Consider the following 25,543-nt stretch of genomic DNA (forward strand, 5'->3'; position numbering starts at 1 on the left):
GCTTCTGCTCCTCCGTGCCGTACTTGAGGATCGTCGGGGCGGCCATGCCGAGGCCCCCGGAGCGGGGGTGCGGCCCGGCCGCGTACGACGGGTTCGGGGCGGTTACGCCTCGAACACCTCCGTAACCAACTGCTCCTGCTCAGCCTGATGCCGCTTCGCCGACCCCACCGCCGGAGACGACGAGTGCGGGCGCGAGATCCGCCGCAGCCGCTCCCCGTGAGGCACGTCCGCGCCGACCGCGAGGTCCAGGTGGTCGATCAGGTTGAGGGCGATGAACGGCCAAGCGCCCTGGTTGGCCGGCTCCTCCTGGGCCCACAGGTACTTCTCGACGTTCGGGTACTTGTTGACCTCCGCCTGGAGCTCCGCACCCGGCAGCGGGTACAGGCGCTCGACGCGGATGATCGCCACGTCCGTGGTGCCGCGCTTGGTGCGCTCGGCCTCCAGGTCGTAGTACAGCTTGCCCGTGACGAAGACGACCTTGCGGACGGCCGCGGGGTCCGTCACCGTCTCGTCGCCGATGACCGGGCGGAACTGACCCGTCGTGAACTCCTCCGTCTTCGACGCGGCGGCCTTGAGGCGCAGCATCGACTTCGGGGTGAAGACCACCAGCGGCTTGTGGTGCGGGTTGTGCACCTGCCACCGCAGGAGGTGGAAGTAGTTCGACGGGAGGGTCGGCATCGCGACCGTCATGTTGTTCTGGGCGCAGAGTTGGAGGAAGCGTTCCACGCGCGCGGACGAGTGGTCCGGGCCCTGGCCCTCGTAACCGTGGGGGAGCAGGAGCGTGACGCCGGACGTCTGGCCCCACTTCTGTTCCGCCGCCGAGATGTACTCGTCGACCACGCTCTGCGCGCCGTTGACGAAGTCGCCGAACTGCGCCTCCCACATCACCAGCGCGTCGGGACGGGCGAGCGAGTAGCCGTACTCGAAGCCCATGACCGCGTACTCGGAGAGAAGGGAGTCGTAGACGTTGTAACGCGCCTGGTCCTCGGAGAGGTACTGGAGCGGGGTGTAGTCCTCGCCCGTCTGGCGGTCGATGAGGACCGCGTGGCGCTGGCCGAAGGTGCCGCGGCGGGAGTCCTGGCCGGAGAGGCGGACCGGGGTGCCTTCCAGCAGCAGCGAACCGATCGCGAGCGTCTCGCCCATGCCCCAGTCGATCGTCCCGTCCTCGACCATCGTCGCCCGGCGCTGCAGCTGGGGCAGCAGGCGCGGGTGGACGTGGAAGTTGTCCGGGATGTTGACCTGGGACTCGGCGATCCGCTTGACGACCTCCGTGGAGATCGCGGTGTTGACCGCCACCGGGAACTCGGCCTGCGGGTCCGACATCGGGGCGACGCCGGGCTGGGCCGTCGCCTCGCGGACCTCCGTGAAGACCTTCTCCAGCTGGCCCTGGTAGTCCTGGAGGGCCTGTTCCGCCTCTTCCAGCGTGATGTCGCCGCGACCGATCAAGGACTCGGTGTAGAGCTTGCGCACCGAGCGCTTCTTGTCGATCAGGTCGTACATCAGGGGCTGGGTGAAGGCCGGGTTGTCCGACTCGTTGTGACCGCGGCGGCGGTAGCAGATGAGGTCGATCACCACGTCCTTGTTGAACGCCTGGCGGAACTCGAAGGCCAGGCGGGCCACGCGGACCACGGCCTCCGGGTCGTCGCCGTTCACGTGGAAGATCGGGGCCTCGATCATGCGAGCCACGTCCGTGGCGTACATCGAGGAACGCGACGACTCGGGCGCCGCCGTGAAGCCGACCTGGTTGTTGATGACGATGTGGATCGTGCCGCCGGTGCGGTAGCCGCGGAGCTGCGACATGTTGAGCGTTTCCGCCACCACGCCCTGGCCCGCGAAGGCCGCGTCACCGTGCAGGGCCAGCGGGAGGACCGTGAAGTCCGTGCCGCCCTTGTTGATGATGTCCTGGCGGGCGCGGACGATGCCCTCGATGATCGGGTCGACCGTCTCCAGGTGGGACGGGTTCGCCGCGAGGGTGACCTTGATCTGCTCGCCGTCCAGGCCGGTGAAGGTGCCCTGGGCGCCCAGGTGGTACTTCACGTCGCCGGAGCCGTGCATCGACTTCGGGTCGAGGTTGCCCTCGAACTCGCGGAAGATCTGGGCGTACGACTTGCCGACGATGTTCGCGAGCACGTTCAGGCGGCCTCGGTGGGCCATGCCGATGACGACCTCGTCGAGGCGCGACTCGGCCGCGCTGTCGATGACCGCGTCCAGCAGCGGGATGACCGACTCGCCGCCTTCGAGCGAGAAGCGCTTCTGGCCGACGTACTTCGTCTGCAGGAAGGTCTCGAAGGCCTCCGCCGCGTTCAGGCGGCGCAGGATGCGCAGCTGCTCCTCGCGCTCCGGCTTGGAGTGCGAGCGCTCGATGCGGTCCTGGATCCACTTGCGCTGCTTCGGGTCCTGGATGTGCATGAACTCGATGCCGGTGGTGCGGCAGTACGAGTCGCGCAGCACGCCGAGGATGTCGCGCAGCTTCATCAGGGACTTGCCGGCGAAGCCGCCGACCGCGAACTCCCGCTCCAGGTCCCACAGGGTGAGGCCGTGCTCGGTGATGTCCAGGTCGGGGTGCTTGCGCTGGCGGTACTCCAGCGGGTCGGTGTCGGCCATGACGTGGCCGCGGACCCGGTAGGAGTGGATCAGCTCGAAGACGCGGGCGGCCTTCGTGACGTCGTCGTCGTGCGAGGCGTCGATGTCCTTGAGCCAGCGGACCGGCTCGTACGGGATGCGCAGCGACTCGAAGATCTCGTCGTAGAAGCCGCTCTCGCCGAGCAGGAGGTTCGCGACGATCCGCAGGAACTCGCCGGAGGCGGCGCCCTGGATGACCCGGTGGTCGTAGGTCGACGTGAGCGTCATGACCTTCGAGATGCCGAGCTTGTTCAGGGTGTCCTGGGACGTGCCCTGGAACTCCGCGGGGTAGTCCATCGAGCCGACGCCCATGATGACCGACTGACCGGGCATCAGACGCGGGACCGAGTGGACCGTGCCGAGGCCGCCGGGGTTGGTCAGGGAGACCGTGACACCGGTGAAGTCGTCCATCGTCAGCTTGCCGTCGCGGGCGCGGCGGACGATGTCCTCGTAGGCCTGCCAGAACTCGAAGAAGTTCAGCGTCTCGGCCTTCTTGATGCCGGCGACGACGAGCTGGCGGTCGCCGTTGGGCTTCACCAGGTCGATGGCGAGACCGAAGTTGATGTGCTCCGGCTTGACCAGGGTCGGCTTGCCGTCCTTCTCCTGGAAGGAGTAGTTCATCGACGGCATGGCCTTGATGGCCTGCACCATCGCGTAGCCGATGAGGTGGGTGAAGGAGATCTTCCCGCCCCGGGCCCGCTTCAGGTGGTTGTTGATGACGATGCGGTTGTCGAAGAGCAGCTTGACCGGGACCGCGCGCACCGAAGTTGCCGTGGGCACCTCGATCGAGGCGTTCATGTTCTTCGCGACCGCGGCGGCGGGGCCGCGCAGCGTCACGTATTCGGGGCCGGCTGGGGCCTCGGTCGCGGGCTCGGCCTTCTTCGGCTGCGCGGCCGGAGCCGCCGCCTTCACAGGAACCGGGGCGGCCGCGGGGGCCGGGGCCGGAGCGGCGGCTGCGGGCGCCGGCGCGGGGACCGCCGGAGCCGCGGGTGCGGCAGGAGCGGCCGGGGCCGGGGCTACGGGTGCGGCCGGGGGAGTGGAGGTCCCTGCGGCCCCCGCGGCCGCAGTACCCGCCGAAGTCGAGGTCGGGGCGGCAGCCGCGCCCGGCTTGTAGTCGGCGAAGAAGTCCCACCAGGCTCGGTCGACCGAGTTCGGATCCTGGAGGTACTGCTGATAGATCTCGTCGACGAGCCACTCGTTGGGACCGAACGCCGCCGCGGGATTCTTACCCGCGGCTTGGTCGGACTCGGTCGAGATGGTCGAGTTACTGGGGGACTGTGACGACACGGCGGCAACCGCCCTCTTCCGCTTCACAAGGTGATGGACAGCGGGAATTAAGGCTACGCCCCCATGACGGCCAAGGTCAGGTCGGGCCGGTCCATCGTCGTGTAAGTCACACCGGAAAGTGTGTTTCGGGGGCTGAAATGGCGGGAAACAAGCGTGGTTCCGCTACAGAGGGGGTGTCTTGGTGCGGGCCGGGCGCACGAAGGGCGCGGGCCTGTGCCTGATCACACGTGTCCGTCAGCGCGGACCGCCGTGGATCTTGGGGCTCCGGGTCGAACTTTACGTCAACTTGGCACGGATGACAGTCCCGGAAGAGTGACGATAATCCTGCAGCCACGGTCGGATTCGGCCACGCCGATCCGGCCGCCGTGCAGGTCCACCGCCCAGCGGGCGATCGCCAGGCCGAGGCCCGTACCGCCGTCGCTGCCGGGTCCGTGGGGCGCGCTCACCGCTCCCCGGTTGAACCGCTCGAAGATGTGCGCCCACTCCGCCTGCGGGATGCCGGGCCCCTCGTCCAGGACCTCCAGCTCCAGCGACTCCGGCAGCGCCCCGCGCCGCGCCTTGACCGTCACGCGCCCGTGCGCCGGGCTGTGCTTCACCGCGTTGTCGATGAGGTTGGCCACGACCTGGTGGATGCGCTCGGGGTCCGCGAGCGCGGTCAGCTCCGGCGGGGACACGTCCAGGTGCAGATGGACGTCCGTGCGGGTGTGGCTGCCCGAGCCGGAGGCGATGCCGGCGCGTGCGGAGGCGACCATGTTGGCCTCCTTGAGCACGCCCGAGAGGTACGGCCACACCTCGAAGCGGCGCGTCTTCAGCGGTACGACGCCGTTGTCCAGGCGGGAGAGGTCGAGCAGCGTCTCGACGAGACGGCCCAGGCGCTCGGTCTGCTTCAGCGCCGTGCGCATGGTCTCCGGGTCGGCGGCCGAGACGCCGTCGACGACGTTCTCCAGTACGGCGCGCAGGCCCGCGATGGGGGTGCGCAGCTCGTGCGAGACGTTCGCGACGAGTTCCTTGCGCTGGCGCTCCTGGGCCTCCAGCTCGTCGGCCATGACGTTGATCGTCTCGGCCAGGTCGCCCAGTTCGTCGCGGCGGTTCTCACGCACCCGGCGCGTGTAGTCGCCCCGCGAGATGGACCGGGCCACCGTGTTCATCTCGTCCAGCGGCGCGGTGAGCGAATGGGCCACGAACTGCGTTATCAGCAGCGTGGCGATCATCGAGAAGACCGTGATGAAGCGCAGCTCCGTCGCCGTGCGCATGGCGATCATCATCAGCCCGGTGGTGATGAGCACCGAGATGACGACCAGCGCGCCCAGTTTGGTCTTGATCGAGAACGGGCGTACGCCGCCCCAGGGCTCCCCGGGGCTCCTCCGTGACGTCGGCCCTTCGTTCATGGCGTTGGTGTCTCCAGTGCGTAGCCGACGCCGTGCACCGTGCGGATCCGCTCGGCGCCGATCTTCCGGCGCAGTGCCTTGATGTGGCTGTCGACGGTACGGGTGCCGGAGGCGTCCGCCCAGTCCCAGACCTCGGCGAGCAGCTGCTCGCGGGAGAGCACGGCACGCGGGGTGTTCGCCAGGCAGACCAGCAGGTCGAACTCGGTGGGCGTGAGATGCACGTCCTCGCTGCGCACCCGTACCCGGCGCTGCGCGTGGTCGATCTCCAGTTCGCCCAGGCGCAGGATGCCCGAACGCGGGGTGGAGGCGGCCACCACGGCACGCTCCACGCGGCGCAGCAGGACGTGCACCCGCGCGGCCAGCTCCCGCATGGAGAACGGCTTGGTCATGTAGTCGTCGGCACCGACGCCCAGCCCGACCAGCATGTCGGTCTCGTCGTCGCGCGCGGTGAGCATCAGCACCGGCACCGGACGGGCGGCCTGCACCCGGCGGCAGACCTCCAGGCCGTCGAAGCCGGGCAGCATGATGTCGAGGATCAGCAGATCGGGCTGCCAGGCCTCGGCGGTGTCGACGGCCGAGGGCCCGTCGCCCGCGGTCTGTACGAGAAATCCCTCGGCGCGCAAACGGGCCGCGATGGCGTCGACGATCGTCGCATCGTCCTCGACCACGAGCACCCGGCGCTGCGCGCCCGGCGTGGCCGTGGCCGTACCGTTGTGGGAGGTGTGTGTCTGCTCCATCGCCCGCCCCTGAAGTGTGCTTTCCGGAACCAGTGGGGTGATCCCATGACTGCGCTTGACGCTTGAATGATCTGCGTCAGGCAAGCAGGGTACGGGCAGCGGCAACCCCTTTGCTATCCAGGTCGTACGGCGAGGTGCACCACGTCGGGAACTCCTCGGGCAACGGGGATCTCTTCGGTACGCACCTGTTGGAACCCGGCATTCCATAGTGTTCGCTCAAATTCCGGAGAGGGCTGCGCCGACCACACCGCGAGCACCCCGCCAGGCCTCAACACCCTTGTGCAGCTTGCGAGTCCGGCCGGTGAGTAGAGGTTTTCGTTGCTGTCGGTGACGGTCCAGTCGGGCCCGTTGTCGATGTCGAGGCAGAGCGCGTCGAAAGTGGCGCATGTCTCATTGACGAATGCGACCAGATCCGTTTTCAGAATGTCCGTGCGAGGGTCGGCGAGAGCGGCCGCGGAGAGCTCGGACAGCGGTCCGGAGCGGTGCCATTCGACGATCGCGGGCTCCCGCTCCACGACCGTGATCCGGCCCCAGCGGGGGTCGGCGGCGGCGTGCGCGAGCGAGAAACCCACGCCCAACCCGCCGATCAGCACGTCCGGTTGGGGCCGCCCGTCGAGCGCGGCGTACGCGGCGTCGACCAGCAGCCGCTCCGAGCGCCCGTCCGAGGTGTCCATCAGGAAGCACCCGTTGGCGATGATCTGCAGCAACTCCCCGTGCCGGCGCAGCACCACCTCGCCGTAGGGGCCCTCGCGACGGTCCAGGACAACGGGAGTGTCGTACGCGGTGGTCATGCGCTCCATTTTGGCAGTTTCACCGGAACGGGCGGCGGGATCGGCCCCTTGTGGACGCGTGAGAAGCCTTGGAGGTTGCTGTGAATCGGCTCTCGCGTGGCGTCGGTCATAGACAGCGACAGGTGGGACGGCGAAGGGTGGGCTGAAACGGAAGGAGCCCCTCACGGTGGAACGGACCGCGACGGCCGATACCCAGGTCTCCGCCACGCCCCCGGGCGTGCCTTCGGCCGGGGAGGACTCCTCTCTGCTGGACGCCATGCCAAGACAGCGCGAAGTGGCGGAAACGGCCTGGGGGTTGAGCCGGCCGGCGGTCTCCGTCTCGGCGTCCACCCCTGCCGTTCCCCGCGCACCGCGCGTCCCCGGCCTGCTGCGCCTGCTCCGCCCCTGGCGGCTGCTGCCCACGCCCACCGGGACGCCGTTCACCTTCGGTTACGGGATGCTGCTCGTCGTCACCTCGCTCATCGCGCAGTACGCCTCTCCCGCCCTGGTGAACCAGCTGCACCAGGCCTCCAGCACCGATGTCACCCACCTCGTCCGCGACCCGTTCCTGGTGCTGGTCGCCAGTGCGCTGTGGATCGTCGGCGGGGTGATGTCGCCGTACGCGATCCTCTTCCTGCTGGTGCTGACCGCGCTGGAGCGGCGGATCGGCGGGATGCGGGCCGCCGGGGTGTTCCTGACCGGGCACATCCTGGCCACGCTCGCGACCGAGGGCACGGTGGGGCTGGCCGTGTTGGCCGGGCACCTGCCCGACACCTCGCTGCACCGCCTCGACTACGGCATCAGCTTCGGCGTCGCCGCGAGCACGGGAGCCCTGGCGGGTCTGCTCAGGCCCTGGCTCGGACTGCCGCTGCTCGCCCTGTTCGGCTGGACCCTGGTCACCGACCTGATCGCGTTCACCGACCCGATGACCAACTGGGGCCACCTGATCTCGCTCACGATAGGCGTCGTGACCTGGCCGCTGATACGGCGCCGGCAGCGGGACGGGCGGATGGTCCGGTTGGCTTGGGTCGAGGTGGCGGGGACGGACCGGGTCGAGGTCGGCCGGGTCTAACTCCCTGCCCGCCTGGCCGAGTTCAGCCCCTTCGCCAGCGCCGGGATGCCAAGTCGCGCTTCCTGCGCGGGGGTTGCCCCGTGCAGCCTGTTGGTGAGCTGGTAGGGGTCGGCGCGCAGGTCGTAGTACTCGCGGAAGAGCACCTTGCCGTCGCCGTCCGTGGGGCGGCCGTTGTTGTCGAGACGGCTGCGGTAGTACTCCGTGTACTGCTCCGACTTCCCGATGTACGTCGCCCAGGTGTGGATGGGCTCCTTGTCCTGCCGGTTCCACCACCACTCGGCGAGCAGGTGGTCCCGGTCGCCGGTGCCGAGGAGCGAGTGGCCGTCGTGCGGCGTGTCCGGGGTGATGCCGGCCGCGTCGAGGAGGGTGGGCGCGAGGTCGACGTGACCGGTGAGGCGGTCGTCCGAGGTGCCCCTGTCCAGCCCTCGGGCCGGCCACGACAGCTGGAACGGCACCTCCAGACTCGGCCGGTACGGCACCGACTTGCGCAGCCAGCCGTGGTCGCCCCAGCACAGCCCGTGGTCGCTGGTGTACAGCACGAGCGTGTTCTCCAACTGGCCGAGCGCGCGCAGCTGGTCGCGGAAGTCGCGCATCGCGTCGTCCACCGACAGCAGGGTCCTCAACTGGCGGGCGCGCAGGGCCTGTCCGGCGGCCAGACCGTGCCCGGCCCTGCGCAGGAACGCCGGCTTGTCGGCCTTGTCGGTCTCGAAGACGGACGGCCGCCCCGGCCACTCGGGGACGCGGGCGCGGGCGTACTTCTTCTCCGGGATGTTGAACTCGTGGGCGCTGCGCGTGGCGACGTAGGCGAACCACGGTCGCCGGTCCGTGCGGGAGCTCTCCAGGAAGGCGAGGGCGCGGTTCTTGATGACGGTGGTGTTGTAGCCGGGGATGTTCCGGACGGTCCCGCCGTCGTTGTAGTGGCCGTTGTAGTACGCCACCGGTTCCTGGAGCAGCCACTCGTCGAAGTGGGGCGGGTTGTCGCCGGTGTGCCAGTAGTTCAGGTACTTGCCGAACAGGCCCGTGCGGTAACCGGAGTCGTGCAACTGCCGCTGCACCGTGGTGTGTTGGTCCAGGTGGTAGGGGTGGCGGGTGTCCAGGACACCGTGGTTGTGCGCGTAGCGGCCCGACATGATCGAGGCACGGGAGGGCGCGCACAGCGGGGTGTTGGCGTGCGCCCGCTCGAAGGTGACGCCGTGGTCCCCGAGCCAGTCGACGGTCTGCGGGGTCGCCCATTCGGTGTCCTTGGGCTGGTCGTCCGTGACGACGAGGAGGATGTTGGGGCGGTCGTCGCCGCGGGCGCGGGTGCGGGGAGTGGGGGAGGCGAAGTTCCTTACGGGGGTGGCCGGTTCGGCGGGTGAGGCGTGCCCGTCGCCCTCTGTCGCGTCGAGGACGGCCGGGGTCGCCGCGGCCGTGACGACCACCGCGGCCCCCGCCACGACCGCACGCCTGCCGGGCCCGCGCCGCTCCTGATCTCTGTCCATGCCGTCCCCCGTATGCGTGGATGTCCCCGTATCGCGCATCTGCTCGGCTGTGAATCCGCCTGCAGTTTGCGGCAGTTGCCTATGAATGGCGTTGCGGGGGCCGGGGCTCGCCCTCAACCGTGCGGCGGCATGGGTGGTCGCCGACCCCTGCCGGAGGGGGACCCTCTCCGCGAAAGCGTGACACTTTCACCGCAGGTGTCATGCTTTCGCAGCTCGTCCTCCGTGGGCGGCGAGCATCCCCATGCGTCGGGCCAGGCCCGATCCGGCCGAGTCGGCCGGATCAGGAGTAGAAGCCTCGGCCGTACTCGTCCCGGCTCGGACCGAAGTCGTCCGGGCGATCACGGCGGAGCTCCTCGTACCGCTCCGCGAAGACATCGAGCGCCGGGTGAATCGAGCGCCGGGTGAATCGAGCGCCGGGTGAAGGGTGCACCCCAGGGTCTCGCGGATGGTCGCGAGCGCAGAGATGATCCACGTGCTCCCGGGAAGCCCCCGCCCCGTTTCCGCGTTGACCTGCACAGAGGCCGGCCCCCTCCCTCTGATCGCTCACGGCGAACAACCGGTGGGGAACAATCGAAGGCGCCCAAGCATTGAGTCGGCATAGCTCAACTTGACTGCCTAAGGGGAGATCATGGCTTCGACGTCCACACCGCTCACCCTGCCCGTGCTGCCGCTCGACGACGAGGTCGTGCTGCCCGGAATGGTGGTTCCGCTGGACCTGAACGACACCGATGTACGCGCCGCCGTGGAGGCCGCCCAGGCCGCCGCCCGGTCCGAGCCCGGAAAGCCCAAGGTCCTGCTGGTGCCACGCATCGACGGGACATACGCGAGCACGGGTGTGCTGGGCACCGTCGAGCAGGTCGGCCGGCTGGCCGACGGCGACCCGGGTGCGCTGATCCGCGGCCGCAGCCGCGTGAAGATCGGCGCCGGTACGACCGGCCCCGGTGCCGCGCTCTGGGTCGAGGGCACCGCGCTCGACGAGAGCCTGCCCGAGCCTTTGCCCGGCTCCGTTTCCGAGCTGGTGAAGGAGTACAAGGCGCTGGCCACCGCGTGGCTGCGCAAGCGGGGGGCCTGGCAGGTCGTCGACCGCGTGCAGGCCATTGATGATGTGTCCACGCTTGCCGACAATTCCGGTTACTCGCCTTTCCTGACCACTGAACAGAAGATCGAGCTTCTTGAGACCGCCGACCCGGTGGCCCGGCTGAAGCTCGCCACCCAGCACCTGCGCGACCACCTCGCCGAGCAGGATGTCGCCGAGACCATCGCCAAGGACGTGCAGGAAGGCGTCGACAAGCAGCAGCGCGAGTTCCTGCTCCGCCGTCAGCTCGAAGCCGTCCGCAAGGAGCTGCGCGAGCTGAACGGCGACTCGGCCAAGGACGGCGAGGAGTCCGACGACTACCGCGCGCGGGTCGAGGCCGCCGATCTTCCCGAGAAGGTCCGCGAGGCCGCCCTCAAGGAGGTCGACAAGCTGGAGCGGTCCTCCGACCAGTCGCCCGAGGGCTCGTGGATCCGCACCTGGCTGGACACCGTTCTCGAACTGCCGTGGAACGAGCGGACCGAGGACGAGTACGACATCCGGGGCGCCAAGGCGATCCTGGACGCCGAGCACGCCGGTCTTGAGGACGTGAAGGCACGCATCACCGAGTACCTCGCCGTACGCAAGCGCCGCAGCGAGCGCGGGCTGGGTGTCGTCGGCGGGCGGCGCGGCGGTGCCGTACTGGCCCTCGTCGGTCCGCCCGGTGTCGGCAAGACCTCGCTCGGCGAGTCCGTCGCGCACGCGATGGGACGGAAGTTCGTGCGGGTCGCGCTCGGCGGTGTACGGGACGAGGCGGAGATCCGCGGTCACCGGCGTACGTACGTCGGTGCGCTGCCCGGCCGTATCGTCCGCGCGATCAAGGAGGCCGGGTCCATGAACCCGGTGGTCCTGCTCGACGAGATCGACAAGGTGGGGTCCGACTACCGGGGCGACCCGGCCGCGGCGCTGCTGGAGGTCCTCGACCCCGCGCAGAACCACACCTTCCGGGACCACTACCTGGAGGTCGAACTCGACCTGAGCGATGTGGTGTTCCTGGCGACGGCCAACGTGCTCGAAGCCATCCCGGAGGCGCTGCTCGACCGGATGGAACTGGTCCGGCTGGACGGCTACACAGAGGACGAGAAGGTCGTCATCGCCCGTGACCACCTGCTCCCGCGCCAGCTGGAGCGGGCCGGACTCAAGGACGACGAGGTCGTCATCGACGAGAGCGCGCTGCGCAAGCTCGCCGGTGAGTACACCCGCGAGGCGGGTGTCCGCACCCTGGAGCGGTCGATCGCCCGGCTGCTGCGCAAGATCGCCGCGCAGCACGAACTGGGCGAGCGGGAGCTGCCGTTCACGGTGACCGACGCCGATCTCCGAGCTCTGATCGGCCGGCCGCACCACGTGCCCGAGTCCGCCCAGGACCCGGCGGAGCGCCGTACGGCGGTCCCCGGTGTCGCCACCGGCCTCGCGGTCACCGGAGCGGGCGGTGACGTCCTCTACGTCGAGGCGTCGCTCGCCGACCCGGAGACGGGCGCGGCGGGGCTGACCCTGACCGGTCAGCTCGGTGACGTGATGAAGGAGAGCGCGCAGATCGCCCTGTCGTTCCTGCGCTCGCACGGAGCCGAACTGGAGCTGCCCGTCGCCGACCTGAAGGACCGGGGCGTGCACATCCACTTCCCGGCGGGTTCGGTGCCGAAGGACGGCCCGAGCGCGGGTGTCACCATGACGACCGCTCTCGCGTCGCTGCTCAGCGGCCGGCTGGTCCGCACGGACGTGGCCATGACCGGTGAGGTCTCCCTGACCGGCCGGGTCCTGCCGATCGGCGGGGTGAAGCAGAAGCTGCTCGCCGCGCACCAGGCGGGGGTCACCACGGTGATCATCCCGAAGCGCAACGAGCCCGACCTGGACGACGTCCCGGCCGAGGTCCTGGACAAGCTCGACGTCCACGCGGTGACGGACGTCCGCCAGGTCCTGGAGCTGGCCCTGTCGCCCGCCACGAACGGCGCGACCCCGGAGGTTCCGGTGGCGGCGTGACGGACGCCACCGGTCAGGTGAAGGCCCGGGTCCCTTTTCACAAGGGGCCCGGGCCTTCGTCGTACGTAGGTCCCACCCTGCGAAATACTGGCGAAACTGCGGCGACTTTCACGATCAGGAAAGCAGAACATGGGTGCTGACGTGCACAAGGACGAGGACAGAAACGACAGCGGGATCCCGGATCCGGATCCCGAATACCTGTCCCTGGAACGCGAGTTGACGTTCCTCTTGCGGCGGGCCCGGGCCAACCAGGGGGAGATGGCCCGTGAGGTCCATCCCGACCTGGAGTCCGCCGCGTACGGCCTGCTGGTCCGGCTGGACGAGTACGGGCGGCAGCGGGCCACCGAACTCGCCGCCTACATCGGCGTCGGCAAGGCCACCATGTCCCGCCAGCTGCGCGCCCTGGAGGAGCTGGGCCTGATCTCCCGCGAGCCCGACCCGGCGGACGGCCGCGCCTGGCTGGTCGACGTCACCGACGAGGGCCGGCGCCGCGTCGCACACGTCCGCGAGGCCCGGCGGGCCCGCTACGTCAGCCAGCTCTCCCACTGGGACCGCCGCGAGGTCGCCGAACTCGCCCGGCTGCTCCACCAGTTGAACGGGGTCATGGAGAAGTGAACCCCGAGCGGACGCGCCTCAATCGGACACACCCCGAGCGGACGCGCCTCAATCGGACGCACCCCGAGCGGACGCGCCTCAAGCGGACTCACCCCGAGCGGACACACCCCAAGAGGACGTAGCGGCTCACAGCTCGACGTACACGACCGTCGCGTCGTCGTGCGTCTTGCTCCCGCGCAGATACGTCCGCGTCTCCGCGTCGGCCCGCTCCAGCGCCCGCACCCGGCCCACCAGCTCCGCCGCGCCCTCCTTCCGGACGAGGGCCAGGCACTCCGCCCAGTCGCCCCTCTCGAACTTCTCCACCCACCTCGTCGCCCCGTCCGTCAGGGCGGCGAGGGCGCGGACCTCGGCGCGGGGGAGCGAGCCCGTCACCGCCCGTTCCGCGACCGAGGGATCGGCGGCGGCCGTGAAGAAGCCGCCCTCCTTGTTACGGAGCGTGGCGTCGATCAGCTCGTCCGTGGCGAGAGCGGCGCGCGGCAGGCGCGAGATGCGGTCGTCCAGTACGGCGGTCACCTCGCCGGCCGGGGATTCCGCCAGCAGGGCGGAGTCCGAAAGGACCAGATATTCGATCTCCCGCGGGGACCAGCGGGCCAGCACCACGGTTGCCTGAGGGGTGCGTGGGTGAGAAAGGTCACAGGTGGCGGAGTGGGCCTCGGATGTTCGGAGGATCGCCCGGGAGAGAATCTCCGCCAGCGTCAGATCCCAACAGGAAACGGTCAGTTCGGTCAGCGCGCCGCCCAGCCGCGCGGTGTACCAGGGGACCGGATGCAGACAGCCCGTCTCCCCGCTCGGCGGAGTCACTCCGTCCAGGACGATCAGCGAACCGCCCTGTCCCGAGGCCGGAAGGCCGACGCTCGCGAAGTCCTCGTTGGGGCGGTTCGGGTCACCGGGCTCCGACACAAGTTCCGTACGCATCCGGCCAGTCTGCACGACGTCTTCACAGGGTCCGCAAAACGTTGGCACTGGTCACCGAATCAGCGCAGCCGCGCAGGTCAGACGCCTGGTTTGGGCTGGAATGGATCACTCCGGGAATGCGTGGCGGCGAATCCTGCCAAAGCCCGCCGCTCACGTCCAACCGGCGCGGCCCACAAGGCCGCGGGGCGGCCCGGCGGAACTTGCCCGCCAACTCCCCAACGGGGTTCACTCCTTCGGGTGGCGGCCCGGACGATGCGCGACCGCCGCCCACCGGCACTGGGAGGGTCGCCGTACCGGGATGACGGAGCGTCACCCGGCCCCATGGGTATCACGAGTCAGGAATGCGAGCACCGGTGCAGAAAAAGCGGCCTCGGCGCACAGACAAGCAGACGGCCCCTCAGGGGGGCGCCACCGGTGCCGTCACGCCCGATCCCGCGGGCAAGGGGCGCAGCACCCACGTCCGCAACCGGCTCATCGTCGCCGTGGCCGTGGTGGCCGCCGCCATCGCCGCGGCCGGTGTCCCCTCCCTCGTCACCGCCTCCGGCCAGCTCCACGACTCCCAGGACCTGGTGACGCTCGCCGAGCAGACCCAGGACGCGCTGTCGCTGGCCCACTCGCTCGCCGACGAGCGGGACGAGGTCACCTCGTACATCGCCGCCGGGCGCCCCAAGTCCCAGGCCCCCGACGAGGACCGCAGCGCCCGCGTCGACCGGCAGGTCGACGAACTGCGCGCCGACACCGACATCTCCGCCGCGCTGCGCTCGGACCTCGACGACGTCGCCACCGTCCGACGGGCCGCGCTCACCGGCCAGAGCAGCGCCCTTGAGGCGCATGTCGCGTACTCCGGCGCCATCACCGAACTGCACCGGCTCGCCGAGCAGTTGGCCGAGCAGATGCCGCCGCGGGCCGGCTCCGGCGCCTACGCGCTCGCCGAACTCGACGCCGCCGTCCAGCAGGCCGCCGCCGCCCGCGGGCTGCTGCTGGCCGCGCTGAACGTGCCGACCAGCACCAAGACGGTCATCAGTACCATCACCGGCCTCCCTGTCACCGAGACCGGCTCGACGAGCGCCCAGACCAAGCAGCGCGACGCCCTCAGCGCAGCCGCCCAGCAGGCCCGGCTTCGCTCCGACGCCGCCCTCGCCGACTTCCGCGAGACCGCGACGAAGGCGGCCGTCGCGGGCTACGACTCCACGGTCACCGGACCCGAGGTCAACACCGCCGAGAGGTACCTCGCCTCCCTAACCGACCAACCCACGCTGTCCGACAGCGAGTTGGACACCAGCACCAAGAAGCTCGACGCGGCGCTCTCCGCCCGGGTCGACCTGATGCGCGGCGAGGAGTCCGCCCTCTACGAGCACCGCTCCAAGGACCTCGCCCAGCTGCGCGACGACGACGTCAAGGCGCTGGAGCTGCGCGTCGCGATCCTCGGTGCCCTGATGCTGCTCGCGGTCGGCATCGCCACCGCCATGGCCCGCACCCTCACCCGCCCGCTGTCGGTGCTGCGCCGCGGCTCGGCCCGGCTGGCCGGTGCCGAGGACCCGGCGGCCGAGGAAGCCATCAAGTTCACCGGCCGTAACGACGAGTTCGCCCAGGTCGTCCGCTCGGTCAACTCCCTGCACGCGCACGCCGTCGCCCTCCACGAGCGCATCGCCACCCTGGAGGCCGACCGCAAGCACCTGGTCGGCCAGCGCCAGAAGATGGCCGACGCCCGCGAGGAACTCCGCGCCGAAGTCACGGACTCCAGCGAGCAGTTGGAGCGCCTGCGCACCAGCATCGGCGGCACCTTCGTCAACCTCGCGCTGCGCACGCTGGGCCTCGTCGAGCGTCAACTCGCCGTCATCGAGGGCCTGGAGGAGCGCGAGCAGGACCCCGACCGCCTCTCCACCCTCTTCAAGCTCGACCACTTCGCCACGGTCATGCGCCGGCACAGCGAGAACCTCCTCGTCCTGGCCGGCACCGAACACGTCCAGCAGCACGCGGGACCGGTCCCGCTCGTCGACGTCGTACGCGCGGCGGTCAGCGAGATCGAACGCTACGAACGCGTCCGTATCTCGGCACTCCCGCCGCACGCGCACGTGGCAGGCTTCGCGGCGGACGACCTCTCCCACCTCCTGGCCGAACTCATGGAGAACGCCAGCTCGTTCTCCCCGCCGGACGCCCCCGTCGAGATCTCCGGCTGGCTCCTGGAGAACGGCGAGGTCATGCTCTCCGTCCAGGACGAGGGCATCGGCATGACCGACGAGCGCATGACCCGCCTCAACACCCGCCTCACCGAGTTCGACCCGGACTCCCCCTACGACCAGGAGGGCGAGGAGGGCCTCGGCCTCGGCCTGTACGTCGTGGCCCGCCTGGCCCACCGCCACGGCGTCCGCGTCCAGCTCCGCGACCAGAAGCAGGGCGGCATCGCGGCGGTCGTGGTCCTCCCCAGCCCGCTCCTGGCGGCGGCCCCGGTGACGGCCGTACCGACGTCCTCACCGACCGTCGGGACCACCCACTCCTACTCCCTGCCCGGAGCGGCCGCCGAGGCCAACTCCAACGTCCTGCACGCCCGTTCGAAGCCGGACGAGGACCCTCTGGTCGCGCTCGCGGAGAAGGCGGTCCGGGAAACTCCGGCCGAAACCGCGGTATGGGAGACCCCGGCCGAGGCGACGATGGAACTCCTGCTGCCGCCGGCGACGGAGAACCCGCCGGCCGCCGACGGCGAGGCCGCCCCACAGGGGCCACCCGCACCCGACAACGAAAGCCGCACGGGCGGTGCGGGTGGGAACGAAAGCAGAGCCGACGGCGAAGCCGAGGCCGAGCACACACGCGCCGACGAGGACCCCGTCACAGCCAAGGGCCTCCCCAAGCGCACCCCGAAGATCACCCAACCCGCACAAGCCCCGCGCCAGCGGACCGGCACCGTAGACGCCGAAGCCCTGCGCCGCAGACTCGGCGGCTTCCGCGCCGGAGCCTCCGCCGGCTACCGCGACGTAGAAGCGGAGATCGCCGAACGGACCGGCCAGAACCCGGTCCCGGCACCCCGCGGCGCGACCGCACCATCCGAAGAAGCCACGGGGGGCACCGTCGAGGAGGCAAGCAGTTGACCGCGCCCAGTACCTTCGGACTGAGCAGTGAAGCCCGCAACCTGCACTGGCTGCTGAGCAACCTCGTGGAGGAGGTGTCCGGCATCCAGTCGGTCGCGGTCGTCTCCTCCGACGGCCTGCTGCTCCTCTCCTCCGACCCGCACAGGAACGATCAGGCCCGAGAGGCGCTCGAAACCAAGCGCACAGGACCGCGAGGCTCCGCGGCGGACCTCGCGACCATCGTCTCCGGCATCGGCAGCCTCACCATCGGCGCCGCCAAGCTGATGGACTCCGGCGCGGTGAAGCACACCATGGTCGCGATGGAGGAGGGCAGCCTGTTCGTGATGTCGATCAGCGACGGTTCGCTGCTCGGTGTGCACGGCTCCGCGGACTGCGACATGAGCGTCGTGTCGTACCACATGGCGCTCTTCGTCGGGCGCGCCGGCCATGTGCTGACTCCCGAACTCCGCAGCGAGCTGCGGAAGTCCCTCGAAGACGCGTCCGCGGAGAGTGCCCGATGACCGGCGGCAGCGGCAGTGGCAGTACGCCGAACAGGCTCCCCGTGCGCGGCGGCGACCGCAAACCCGCCCGGGTGCGCCCCTACTCGCTCACCGGCGGCCGTACCCGCTTCGGCCACGTCCTCCTCGTGGAGACCTTCGTGGCCGCGCTCGAAGCCCCGGAGGAACGCAAGGAGTTGACGAACGGCTCGCTCAACACCCGGGTCATGCCGGAGATGCGGGCCATCGTCGAACTCTGCCGCCGTATGCGCACGGTGGCCGAGATCGCCGCGCTGCTGAAGATGCCGCTCGGTGTGGTCCGCGTGCTCCTGAGCGATCTCGCGGACCAGGGAAAGATCCGTGTGTACGGAACCGGGACCGGTCACGGCCCGGGCCGTCCTGACCGCGCTCTGCTGGAAAGGGTGCTGAGTGGACTCCGTCGTCTCTGACGCCGCCGCCTACGGCGTCTCCCCGCTCCTCGACGACGAGGAGCAGCCGCGGGCCTGGCAGTTGGACCGCACCCGCGCGCCGGTCGCCACGAAGATCGTGGTGGCCGGTGGTTTCGGCGCCGGCAAGACCACGATGGTCGGCGCCGTCTCCGAGATCCAGCCCCTCCAGACGGAGGCGCTGATGACCGAGGCCAGCGAGGACACCGACGACCTCACGGGCACCCCGGACAAGACGACCACCACGGTCGCCATGGACTACGGCCGCCTCACCCTCGACGACGACCTGGTGCTCTACCTGTTCGGAACGCCGGGCCAGCAGCGGTTCTGGTTCATGTGGGACGACCTGGTGCGCGGCGCGATAGGCGCCGTCGTGCTCGCCGACACCCGTCGCCTCAAGGACTGCTTCCCCGCGCTGGACTACTTCGAGAGCTGCGGTCTGCCGTACGTCGTCGCGGTCAACCACTTCGACGGCAGCGAGCGGTTCGACCCGGAGGATGTGCGGGAGGCATTGACGATTCCCGCGCACATACCTGTAATGATCATGGATGCGCGGCGGCGGATTTCGGCCATCGAGACCCTGCTCGCGCTCGTCGGCCACGCGCTGGACGTCACCCCCGAGTAGCCCCCGAGCAGTCCTCGATCCGTCGCGACCTAGGAGTCACCACCCGTATGCGGAAGATACTCGTCGTCGGAGCCGGCCAGTCCGGGCTCCAACTCGCCCTCGGACTCCAGTCGCACGGGTACGAGGTCACCCTCATGTCCAACCGGACGGCGGACGAGATCCGCACCGGGCGGGTCATGTCGACGCAGTGCATGTTCACCACGGCACTGCAGCACGAACGCGATCTCCAGCTGAACTTCTGGGAGTCCCAGGCCCCGAAGATCGAAGGACTCGGCGTCTCGGTCGCCGCCCCCGGCTCGCACGACCCGGGACCGACGCAGCGCGTGATCGACTGGGTGGGCAAGCTCGACGGGTACGCGCAGTCGGTCGACCAGCGGGTCAAGATGGCCGGCTGGATGGAGACCTTCGCCCAGCGCGGCGGCCAACTGGTCATCCACGGCGCGGCGGTCGGCGACCTCGACTACTTCTCCCGCACGTACGACCTCGTCCTCGTCTCGGCCGGCAAGGGCGAGCTGGTGTCGATGTTCACCCGCGACCCGGAGCGCTCCCCGTACACCGAGCCGCAGCGTGCCCTCGCGGTCTCCTACGTCCACGGTCTGGGCCCGCGCCCGGAGCACCCGGACTACGACGCGGTCCGCTGCAACCTGGTGCCGGGCGTCGGCGAGTTGTTCGTGATGCCGACGCTCACGACGTCCGGCCGCGCGGACATACTCTTCTGGGAAGGCATACCCGGCGGCCCCCTCGACGTCTTCAACGGCGTCAAGGACCCGGGCGAGCACCTCTCCCTGACCCTGGAACTCATGGAGAAGTTCACGCCCTGGGAGTACGACCGGGCGCGGAACGTCGAACTCACCGATGCCGGCGGCACGTTGGCCGGCCGCTACGCGCCCACGGTCCGCAACCCCGTCGGCCAGCTCCCCGGCGGCGGACTGGTGCTGGGCGTCGCCGACGTCGTCGTCGCCAACGACCCGATCACCGGACAGGGCTCCAACTCCGCGGCCAAGTGCGCCGCTTCGTATCTCGCGTCGATCCTCGAACACGGGGAGAAGGAGTTCGACGGGGACTGGATGCGGGCCACGTTCGAGCGTTACTGGGACACGGCACAGCACGTCACCAAGTGGACCAACGCGATGCTGGGTCCGCCGCCGGAGCACATTCTCAACCTCATCGGTGCGGCTGGGCAGTTGCAGCCGGTGGCGGATCGGTTCGCCAACGGGTTCGACGATCCGGCCGACTTTGAGAACTTCTTCTATGAGCCGGAGAAGACGGGGGCGTACCTGGCTTCTGTGGCGGCCTAGGCTGCGGGTTTCGTCGTGGCGGGTCGCGCGGTTCCCCGCGCCCCTTCAGGCAAGGAATCCGGACGTACGGCTCCAAGGATGGGGTAGGACGCCACAGGTGACACCTGGACCTTCTCGCCTGTGCGGGGGGCCTGGACGATCTTTCCGTCGCCCAAATACATGGCTACGTGTGTCGCCTCGGGGAAGTAGATCACCAGGTCGCCGGGGCGCAGCTCCTCCAGTGGGACTCTGGGGAGTTGCGCCCACTGCTCTTCACTGGTCCTCGGGATCGGTGTTCCCGCGTTGCCCCACGCCTCGGACGTCAGGCCCGAGCAGTCGTACGACTTCGGGCCCTCCGCGCCCCACTCGTACGGCTTGCCGATCTGCTGGACGGCGTAGCGCAACGCGCGGTCTCCCGCACGCGAGGGCTCGCGGTTGTCGTCGCCCAACGCACCTGAAGTGACCAACTTCTGCTGGGCCTTGTCGACGTCGGTCTTCTCGAAGGCGGCGAGGGCGGTGAGTTGGCCGGGAGTGAGGGCGGCGAGGAGCTTCTCGACGTCGGCCAGGCGCTCGCGTACGTCGTCGCGGTCCTTCTTCTGGCGGGCGGCCAGCGTGAGTTGGGTGTCGAGGGCCTTGCGGGCCGCGCGGGCCAGACCGTCGCTCTTCTTCTCGCTGCCGACCAGCCGGCCCACCGTCTCGGCCCGCTCGCGCGCCAACTGCCCGATGACATGGCCTTCGTCGAGCGCGTGCTGCGGATCGCGCGCGAGCAGGAGACGGACGTACGGGGAGAAGGCGGTGCTGTTCTGGTACTGCTCCCGCGCCAGCCGTCCGGCGGCGCCGCGGCTGTCGTGCAGGGTGAGGCGGGCGCGGGCGAGTTCGGAGTCGAGGCGGTCGACCTCCGCCCGCTGCTTCTTCAGCTGCTCCTCGGTGGCGTTGTACGTCTCCGTCGCCTGCTCGGCGTCCCGGTACAGCGTCTGAAGGTCCGTCAGCAGCTCGGCCACGGGACGCTGTCCGGGTGCCTGCGGATCGGGTACGGCCGCGGCGGGCAGCGGTGCGAGGACGGTGCCGGCCGCCACCGCCGCCGTACAGACCAGACGCAGAAGCCTTCCTGACACGTCATCACCTCCGGTGCGCGGCGGCATTTCCGCCCCGCATCGTGAGCATCAGACGGGGGCGCCGGGTCCGCGCGCCGGGTGTGCGCGGTTCGGCGCAACATGGTCACCCGTGGGTGTCGTCCGGCTTGCCGCCCGGCGTGGCGTCTGGCTTGGACCAGGGCCAGCGCAGCGTGCTGCCGCGCCTCCCCTCCGGGTCGTACTCGTACTTCCAGCCCTTGGGCAGCCCGAGCCGCCTGCTGTGCGCCCGGGGCACCCGGCGGTAGACGAGGACCGTGGGCGGGCCGCCGGCGGCGTCGGGGACGGGGATGCGGTAGGTCTTCGGCGGGTTCCCGGTGGGCCCGACCAGGACCGGCAGGGACCGCCCGTCCATCGGGCCGCCCTCGAACGGGGTCTCTTCGCTCTTCACGGGACCAGTGTCAGCCATCCGTCGCGAGCGCCCGGACAAGCCCGGCGGTCTGCGGGTCCCGGCGCGCGGTCACCGCGAGGGCGGCCGCGAACTGCTCGACCAGCCAGTCCCGCAGTTCGTCGGCGGGCGGCCGCTTGTCCTCGTCGAGCCAGATGAGGGAGGCCGCTTCCACGGCCGTGATCCACATCCGTACGGTCATCCGCAGCCGTGGGCCCGGTTCGGCGACGCCGAGATGGCTGAGGATGTGCACGGCGGCGGCCCGGCGTACACCGTCCACGATGGCCGTCGTACGAGATGTCTCCACGACGCTCCCGCCCTGGAGCAGCGCGCTGAAACCGGCGTCGTGCTGGTCGACGAAGCCGAGGTAGCGGTCGAGGGCGCGGGCGAGGCGGGGGAGGAGCGGGCCCTCGCGCGGTTCGTCGAAGCACTGCTGGAGTTCTTCGGCGGCGGAGCGCAGGGCGGCTTCGTAGAGCTGCTGCTTGCCGCCCGGGAAGTACCGGTACACCAGCGGACGGGAGACACCGGCCGCTTCCGCCACGTCGTCGAGGGAGACCTCCTCGGGCGCGCGGTGCGCGAAGAGGGTGAGGGCTGCTTCGAGGAGCTGGCTGCGGCGTTCTTCGACGTTCAGGCGGCGGTAGGCGGGCGCGGCAGGGGGCATAGGGGCAGGGTAGTCGGGCGGGTGCGGGTTCGTTGTGGCTGGTCGCGCCCACGCGGCGGAGCCGCAAATCGACACAGCCCCGCGCCCCTTACTTCAAAAGCGCCCAAGCTGGTCCGGCCTTTTGGGGGCGCGGGGAACTGCGCGATCAGCCCCCACCGGCCCGCACCATGAACTCAAGCCAGCAATCCGGACGCTTTCCACAACCGTCGCCCAACCCCCCGCAGCACCCCGATGTCGTCCAAGAAGTCCGTCAGCTTCTTCGACCCGCTCTGCATGACCTCCCGCCGATGCCCGCTCGCCCGCACCTGCTCCACCGCCTCCCGCCGATCGAGCCCCACATTCGTGTACACCTCGGGATTGATGAAGGCGATCGAGAAGATCCGCGCGAACTCCCCCGACGTGACCCGTGTGAACTCCTGGGACCACCGCGGCGCGGTCACCATCTGACGCCTCAACTCCTCCCGCGCGTACCGCACATGCCGCGCCTCCTCCACCACATGGATCCGCGTCACGCCCCGCACCAACGGCTGCACCCGCTCGTCCGGGAACGTCAACCGCTGCATCCAGTCGAGGACTTCCTCCCCGAGCAGCGTCGCGGTGAAGGAACCGGGCGTGGTGGAGATGGTCTTGAACAGCCGCCCCAGGTTCTGGTGGGCCCGGCTCACCGGATACCAGGGAGCGTCCCCGCGGGAGATCAGCCGCGCGAACATCTTCGAGTGCCGGCACTCGTCCTCGATCTCGGTGAGTGCGTAGCGCACGTGCGCACTCGTCGCCGCCTTGTCGTAGATGTGCCGGACGAGCAGCTGCATCAGGATCAGCTCGAACCAGATACCGAGCGAGGCGAGCGCCGCGGCCTCGTGCTGGGAGAGCAGGATCCGCTGCTCCTCGCCCATCCGCCGCCACAGCGGGGTGTCGTAGAGGGACACCAGTTCCGGCGGCCAGAACCACTTGCCCTCCTCGAAGGGCGCGTCCCAGTCGAGTTCCTCGTCGGGGTCGAAGGAGTGCCTCGCGGAGGAGGCGAGCAGCCGTTCGGCCACCTGCTCGCGGTCCTTGAGCAGGCCGAGCGCGTCGCGCAGCCCGTCGACCGCGTCGGCTTCGGTCAGGGTCGTCATGGTTCTCCCACCTCGAACGTCGGCGTGTTACCCGGGGTCACATCCTCCGAAGTCTTATGAGACTGCTTGTCAGCAAGCTCGTCAATCCCTCCGTCCGCAAGTTCTGCAAATTCCGCATGTACGGTGCTGACGTGTCCATGCCTCCGCCGCCGCAGCAGCCGCCGCATCCCCAACAGCCGTATCCCCAGCAGCCGTACCCGCCGCAGAACCCTCAACAGCAGCATCCGCAGCAGCCGTATCCGCAGCAGAACCCTCAACAGCCGTATCCACCACAGCAGTTCGGACCGCCGCAGCCCTACGGCTGGGGTGCCCCTCCGCCTCCCTTCGCGCCACCTCCGAAGAAGCGCGGGCTGGGGTTCGCGCTGGGGATCGTCGGCGGGGTCCTCGGCGTGGCGGTGGTGATCTTCATGGCCGTCGTGCTGACGGTCGGCAGCCGGTCCGCCAGCGGGTTCCCCGAGGCGAACTTCGTGCTGACGCTGCCCAGAACGCTGGTCGACGGCCGTTTCGAACTCGCCGACGACCTCTCGGACACCGAGGGGCAGAAGATCGAGCAGGAGGCGGACGGCGCCTGGGACGCCGAGGACACCGTGGGTGTCGTCGGCACCTACACCCTGAACGGCGACGCGACCAAGGGCACGCTGGCGGTGTCGGGGATGTACGGCCGGTTCAAGAACCCGGACGACGCCCGCGAGGGCATGCTGAAGGGTGCCGGCGAGGCCGCCGGGGTGACCGTGGCCGTACCGCGCAAGGACTTCGTCGAGGGCGGGGTCACGGTCTCCTGCGAGGTGCTCAGCCAGCAGAAGCTCACCGTCACCGTCACCTACCCGACCTGCGCCTGGGCCGACGGCAACACCGCCGCCGCCGTCGCCTGGACCACGGCGGCGACCCTCGCCCAGGACCCTTCGGACGTCGACCTGGCGTTCTCCGCGAAGATGACCCTCCAGGTCCGCTCGGAGACGAGGAAGGCCAAGTGACCCCGGCCCGCCGCAGTCTGGAGGGGCTCGCCCTCGGCGACGCGTTCGGCGAGCGCTGGTTCCCGCTCTTCCGCGAACCCCGTCGGGCCTACGACGAGGTCCGCGCCCGGCGCACCCCGGAGGAACCGGAGTGGCACTGGACGGACGACACGGCGATGGCCCTCGGCATCCTCCGGGTGCTCGACGAGCACGGCGAGATCCGACAGGAGCCCCTCGCCCGGGCCTTCGCGCTCAACTACGACGTCGATCCGGCCCGCGGATACGGCCACGGTATGCACCAGTTGCTGCCCCTGCTGCTTCAGGAGCCGCACCGCTGGCGGGAGTTGGCGCGCGAACTGTTCGACGGCCAGGGCAGCCTCGGCAACGGCGCCGCGATGCGTGCCGCTCCGCTGGGCGCGTGGTTCCACGACGACCTCGACCGGGTCGTGACCCAGGCGACCCTGTCCGCCGAGGTCACCCACGCCCACCCGGAGGGCATCGCGGGCGCGGTCGCCGTGGCCGTCGCCGCCGCGCTCTCCGTACGGTGCGAGCTGACCCTGGGGGCGGTGGCGGCGCGGACGCCCGACAGCGCCGTGCGGGAAGGGCTGGTGCGGGCCCTCGAAGTGCCGTTCGCCACCGAACCGTGGCGGGCCTCCGACCTCCTCGGCAACGGTCAGCGCATCCGCGCGGACGACACCGTCCCCTTCGCCGTCTGGTCGGCCGCCCGGCACCCCGACGACCTGACCTCCGCCCTCTGGACCACCGCCGAGGGCTTCGGCGACGTCGACACGACCTGTGCCATCACCGGCGGCGTCGTGGCCGCCCGGACGGGGCTCGACGGCGTGCCGCGGGACTGGCTGCGGCGCCGCGAGCCCCTGCCCGGCCCCGGGATCTAGACCGAACAGCCCAGCCCTTCAGGGATGTCGACCGGCCCCGTCGGCTCCGCGCCCTGGGGCGGGAACGACGTCCGCAGGGTGAACGCGTACGGGGTCGGGCCGTGGGCGCGGAGGTGCAGGAGGCGTTCCTCCGCCTCCGCGACGGTGGGGCGGTGGCCCGCCGGGACCCACCACAGGGTCGTCATCGCCTCCCGCATCCGCTCGAACCACTCGCGGCGCCGGGCCAGCAACTCCCGGTGCTGCCCCTGGTACATGAACGCGGTCAGGGCGTTCGTGTCGCGCCACACCGACATGTTGATGATCAGCCAGTCGTCGCCGAGGACGGGGACGTCGGTCGCGTTGCCGGAGTCGGACTGGAGGCGCCACACGAATCCCTCGGCCGCGTCGGCGACGGCGTTGACGGGATCGAGGGCGTCCACGAAGTCCTTCAACTCCGGTGAGTCCAGAGGGAATTGGAGTCGGCCGATGTTGACCTGGGCGAGTTCGTACGCGGGTACCGTCAACGGCTCAGTCATGAACCGAACGATAGGTCGGTCGCCGCGCCCGCTGACACCCCT

The 25,543-nt window shown here is 70.1% G+C and carries 21 protein-coding genes; 10 read left to right on the forward strand and 11 right to left on the reverse strand.

Annotation, left to right across the window (positions count from 1 at the left end; all coding sequences use genetic code 11):
- Nucleotides 1–102: 102 nt before the first annotated feature.
- The 4 genes from ACWDEW_RS27980 to ACWDEW_RS27995 all read right to left on the reverse strand — a co-directional run bounded on the left by ACWDEW_RS27980 (nucleotide 103) and on the right by ACWDEW_RS27995 (nucleotide 6,825).
- Nucleotides 103–3,909, reverse strand: coding sequence for a multifunctional oxoglutarate decarboxylase/oxoglutarate dehydrogenase thiamine pyrophosphate-binding subunit/dihydrolipoyllysine-residue succinyltransferase subunit (locus ACWDEW_RS27980; protein ID WP_450516057.1), 3,807 nt, complete (start codon nucleotides 3,907–3,909; stop codon nucleotides 103–105).
- Nucleotides 3,910–4,190: 281 nt separating this feature from the next.
- Entirely contained in the window at nucleotides 4,191–5,297 is a 1,107-nt protein-coding gene (locus ACWDEW_RS27985; RefSeq protein ID WP_450516059.1) for a sensor histidine kinase, read from the reverse strand.
- A complete protein-coding gene (locus tag ACWDEW_RS27990; protein ID WP_019075191.1) occupies nucleotides 5,294–6,034 on the reverse strand; it encodes a response regulator transcription factor in 741 nt (246 codons plus the stop codon). Before ACWDEW_RS27990 ends, ACWDEW_RS27985 begins: the two co-directional genes overlap by 4 nt.
- Before the next feature lie 113 nt (nucleotides 6,035–6,147).
- Entirely contained in the window at nucleotides 6,148–6,825 is a 678-nt protein-coding gene (locus ACWDEW_RS27995) for a spermine/spermidine synthase domain-containing protein (protein WP_450516062.1), read from the reverse strand.
- Nucleotides 6,826–6,991: 166 nt separating this feature from the next.
- Between ACWDEW_RS27995 and ACWDEW_RS28000 the strand changes: the two genes are divergently transcribed.
- A complete protein-coding gene (locus tag ACWDEW_RS28000) occupies nucleotides 6,992–7,876 on the forward strand; it encodes a rhomboid-like protein (protein WP_450516064.1) in 885 nt (294 codons plus the stop codon).
- Here ACWDEW_RS28000 and ACWDEW_RS28005 read toward each other — a convergent pair.
- Nucleotides 7,873–9,357, reverse strand: coding sequence for a sulfatase family protein (locus ACWDEW_RS28005; protein ID WP_450516065.1), 1,485 nt, complete (start codon nucleotides 9,355–9,357; stop codon nucleotides 7,873–7,875). The two genes, ACWDEW_RS28000 and ACWDEW_RS28005, sit on opposite strands and share 4 nt — an antisense overlap.
- 628 nt (nucleotides 9,358–9,985) lie before the next feature.
- On the opposite strand from ACWDEW_RS28005, the gene lon reads away from it, so the two are divergent.
- Both lon and ACWDEW_RS28015 read left to right on the forward strand, forming a co-directional pair.
- The gene (gene lon / locus ACWDEW_RS28010) at nucleotides 9,986–12,406 is read left to right on the forward strand and encodes an endopeptidase La (RefSeq protein WP_450516066.1); all 2,421 of its coding nucleotides are present in this window, start codon (nucleotides 9,986–9,988) and stop codon (nucleotides 12,404–12,406) included.
- Between the two features lie 129 nt (nucleotides 12,407–12,535).
- Complete coding sequence (locus tag ACWDEW_RS28015) at nucleotides 12,536–13,021, forward strand: MarR family winged helix-turn-helix transcriptional regulator (protein ID WP_450516068.1); 486 nt, start codon at nucleotides 12,536–12,538, stop codon at nucleotides 13,019–13,021.
- 126 nt (nucleotides 13,022–13,147) lie between these two features.
- On the opposite strand, the gene ACWDEW_RS28020 is transcribed toward ACWDEW_RS28015, so the two are convergent.
- A complete protein-coding gene (locus ACWDEW_RS28020; RefSeq protein ID WP_450516070.1) occupies nucleotides 13,148–13,936 on the reverse strand; it encodes a protein phosphatase 2C domain-containing protein in 789 nt (262 codons plus the stop codon).
- Between the two features lie 353 nt (nucleotides 13,937–14,289).
- On the opposite strand from ACWDEW_RS28020, the gene ACWDEW_RS28025 reads away from it, so the two are divergent.
- Genes ACWDEW_RS28025 through ACWDEW_RS28045 form a run of 5 tightly spaced genes read left to right on the forward strand, consistent with a single transcriptional unit; the run spans nucleotide 14,290 to nucleotide 19,867 of the window.
- Nucleotides 14,290–17,022 (forward strand): sensor histidine kinase, encoded by a 2,733-nt coding sequence (locus ACWDEW_RS28025; protein ID WP_450516072.1) that lies wholly within the window; start codon nucleotides 14,290–14,292, stop codon nucleotides 17,020–17,022.
- Complete coding sequence (locus ACWDEW_RS28030) at nucleotides 17,019–17,522, forward strand: roadblock/LC7 domain-containing protein (RefSeq protein WP_019075179.1); 504 nt, start codon at nucleotides 17,019–17,021, stop codon at nucleotides 17,520–17,522. The genes ACWDEW_RS28025 and ACWDEW_RS28030 overlap by 4 nt, the downstream gene beginning before the upstream one ends.
- Nucleotides 17,519–17,947 (forward strand): DUF742 domain-containing protein, encoded by a 429-nt coding sequence (locus ACWDEW_RS28035; protein WP_450516073.1) that lies wholly within the window; start codon nucleotides 17,519–17,521, stop codon nucleotides 17,945–17,947. The genes ACWDEW_RS28030 and ACWDEW_RS28035 overlap by 4 nt, the downstream gene beginning before the upstream one ends.
- Complete coding sequence (locus ACWDEW_RS28040) at nucleotides 17,928–18,569, forward strand: GTP-binding protein (protein WP_450516075.1); 642 nt, start codon at nucleotides 17,928–17,930, stop codon at nucleotides 18,567–18,569. The genes ACWDEW_RS28035 and ACWDEW_RS28040 overlap by 20 nt, the downstream gene beginning before the upstream one ends.
- A gap of 47 nt (nucleotides 18,570–18,616) precedes the next feature.
- Nucleotides 18,617–19,867 carry a styrene monooxygenase/indole monooxygenase family protein gene (locus tag ACWDEW_RS28045; protein WP_450516077.1) on the forward strand — a complete coding sequence of 417 codons (1,251 nt, stop codon included), beginning with the start codon at nucleotides 18,617–18,619 and terminating at the stop codon, nucleotides 19,865–19,867.
- Here ACWDEW_RS28045 and ACWDEW_RS28050 read toward each other — a convergent pair.
- From ACWDEW_RS28050 to ACWDEW_RS28065, 4 genes are all read right to left on the reverse strand, one after another.
- The gene (locus tag ACWDEW_RS28050; RefSeq protein ID WP_450516079.1) at nucleotides 19,864–20,961 is read right to left on the reverse strand and encodes an NlpC/P60 family protein; all 1,098 of its coding nucleotides are present in this window, start codon (nucleotides 20,959–20,961) and stop codon (nucleotides 19,864–19,866) included. The genes ACWDEW_RS28045 and ACWDEW_RS28050 overlap by 4 nt on opposite strands.
- 103 nt (nucleotides 20,962–21,064) lie before the next feature.
- Nucleotides 21,065–21,367, reverse strand: coding sequence for a hypothetical protein (locus ACWDEW_RS28055; RefSeq protein WP_450516081.1), 303 nt, complete (start codon nucleotides 21,365–21,367; stop codon nucleotides 21,065–21,067).
- Between the two features lie 10 nt (nucleotides 21,368–21,377).
- The gene (locus ACWDEW_RS28060; protein ID WP_450516082.1) at nucleotides 21,378–22,025 is read right to left on the reverse strand and encodes a TetR/AcrR family transcriptional regulator; all 648 of its coding nucleotides are present in this window, start codon (nucleotides 22,023–22,025) and stop codon (nucleotides 21,378–21,380) included.
- A gap of 173 nt (nucleotides 22,026–22,198) precedes the next feature.
- On the reverse strand, nucleotides 22,199–23,137 hold the full coding sequence (locus tag ACWDEW_RS28065; protein WP_450516084.1) for an AurF N-oxygenase family protein: 939 nt from the start codon (nucleotides 23,135–23,137) through the stop codon (nucleotides 22,199–22,201).
- Nucleotides 23,138–23,274: 137 nt separating this feature from the next.
- Between ACWDEW_RS28065 and ACWDEW_RS28070 the strand changes: the two genes are divergently transcribed.
- Both ACWDEW_RS28070 and ACWDEW_RS28075 read left to right on the forward strand, forming a co-directional pair.
- The gene (locus ACWDEW_RS28070; protein ID WP_450516250.1) at nucleotides 23,275–24,111 is read left to right on the forward strand and encodes a hypothetical protein; all 837 of its coding nucleotides are present in this window, start codon (nucleotides 23,275–23,277) and stop codon (nucleotides 24,109–24,111) included.
- Complete coding sequence (locus tag ACWDEW_RS28075; protein WP_450516086.1) at nucleotides 24,108–24,986, forward strand: ADP-ribosylglycohydrolase family protein; 879 nt, start codon at nucleotides 24,108–24,110, stop codon at nucleotides 24,984–24,986. Before ACWDEW_RS28070 ends, ACWDEW_RS28075 begins: the two co-directional genes overlap by 4 nt.
- On the opposite strand, the gene ACWDEW_RS28080 is transcribed toward ACWDEW_RS28075, so the two are convergent.
- Complete coding sequence (locus ACWDEW_RS28080; RefSeq protein WP_450516088.1) at nucleotides 24,983–25,501, reverse strand: DUF3291 domain-containing protein; 519 nt, start codon at nucleotides 25,499–25,501, stop codon at nucleotides 24,983–24,985. The two genes, ACWDEW_RS28075 and ACWDEW_RS28080, sit on opposite strands and share 4 nt — an antisense overlap.
- Nucleotides 25,502–25,543 lie beyond the last annotated feature (42 nt).

It is taken from the genome of Streptomyces sp. NPDC001100 (assembly GCF_053598575.1).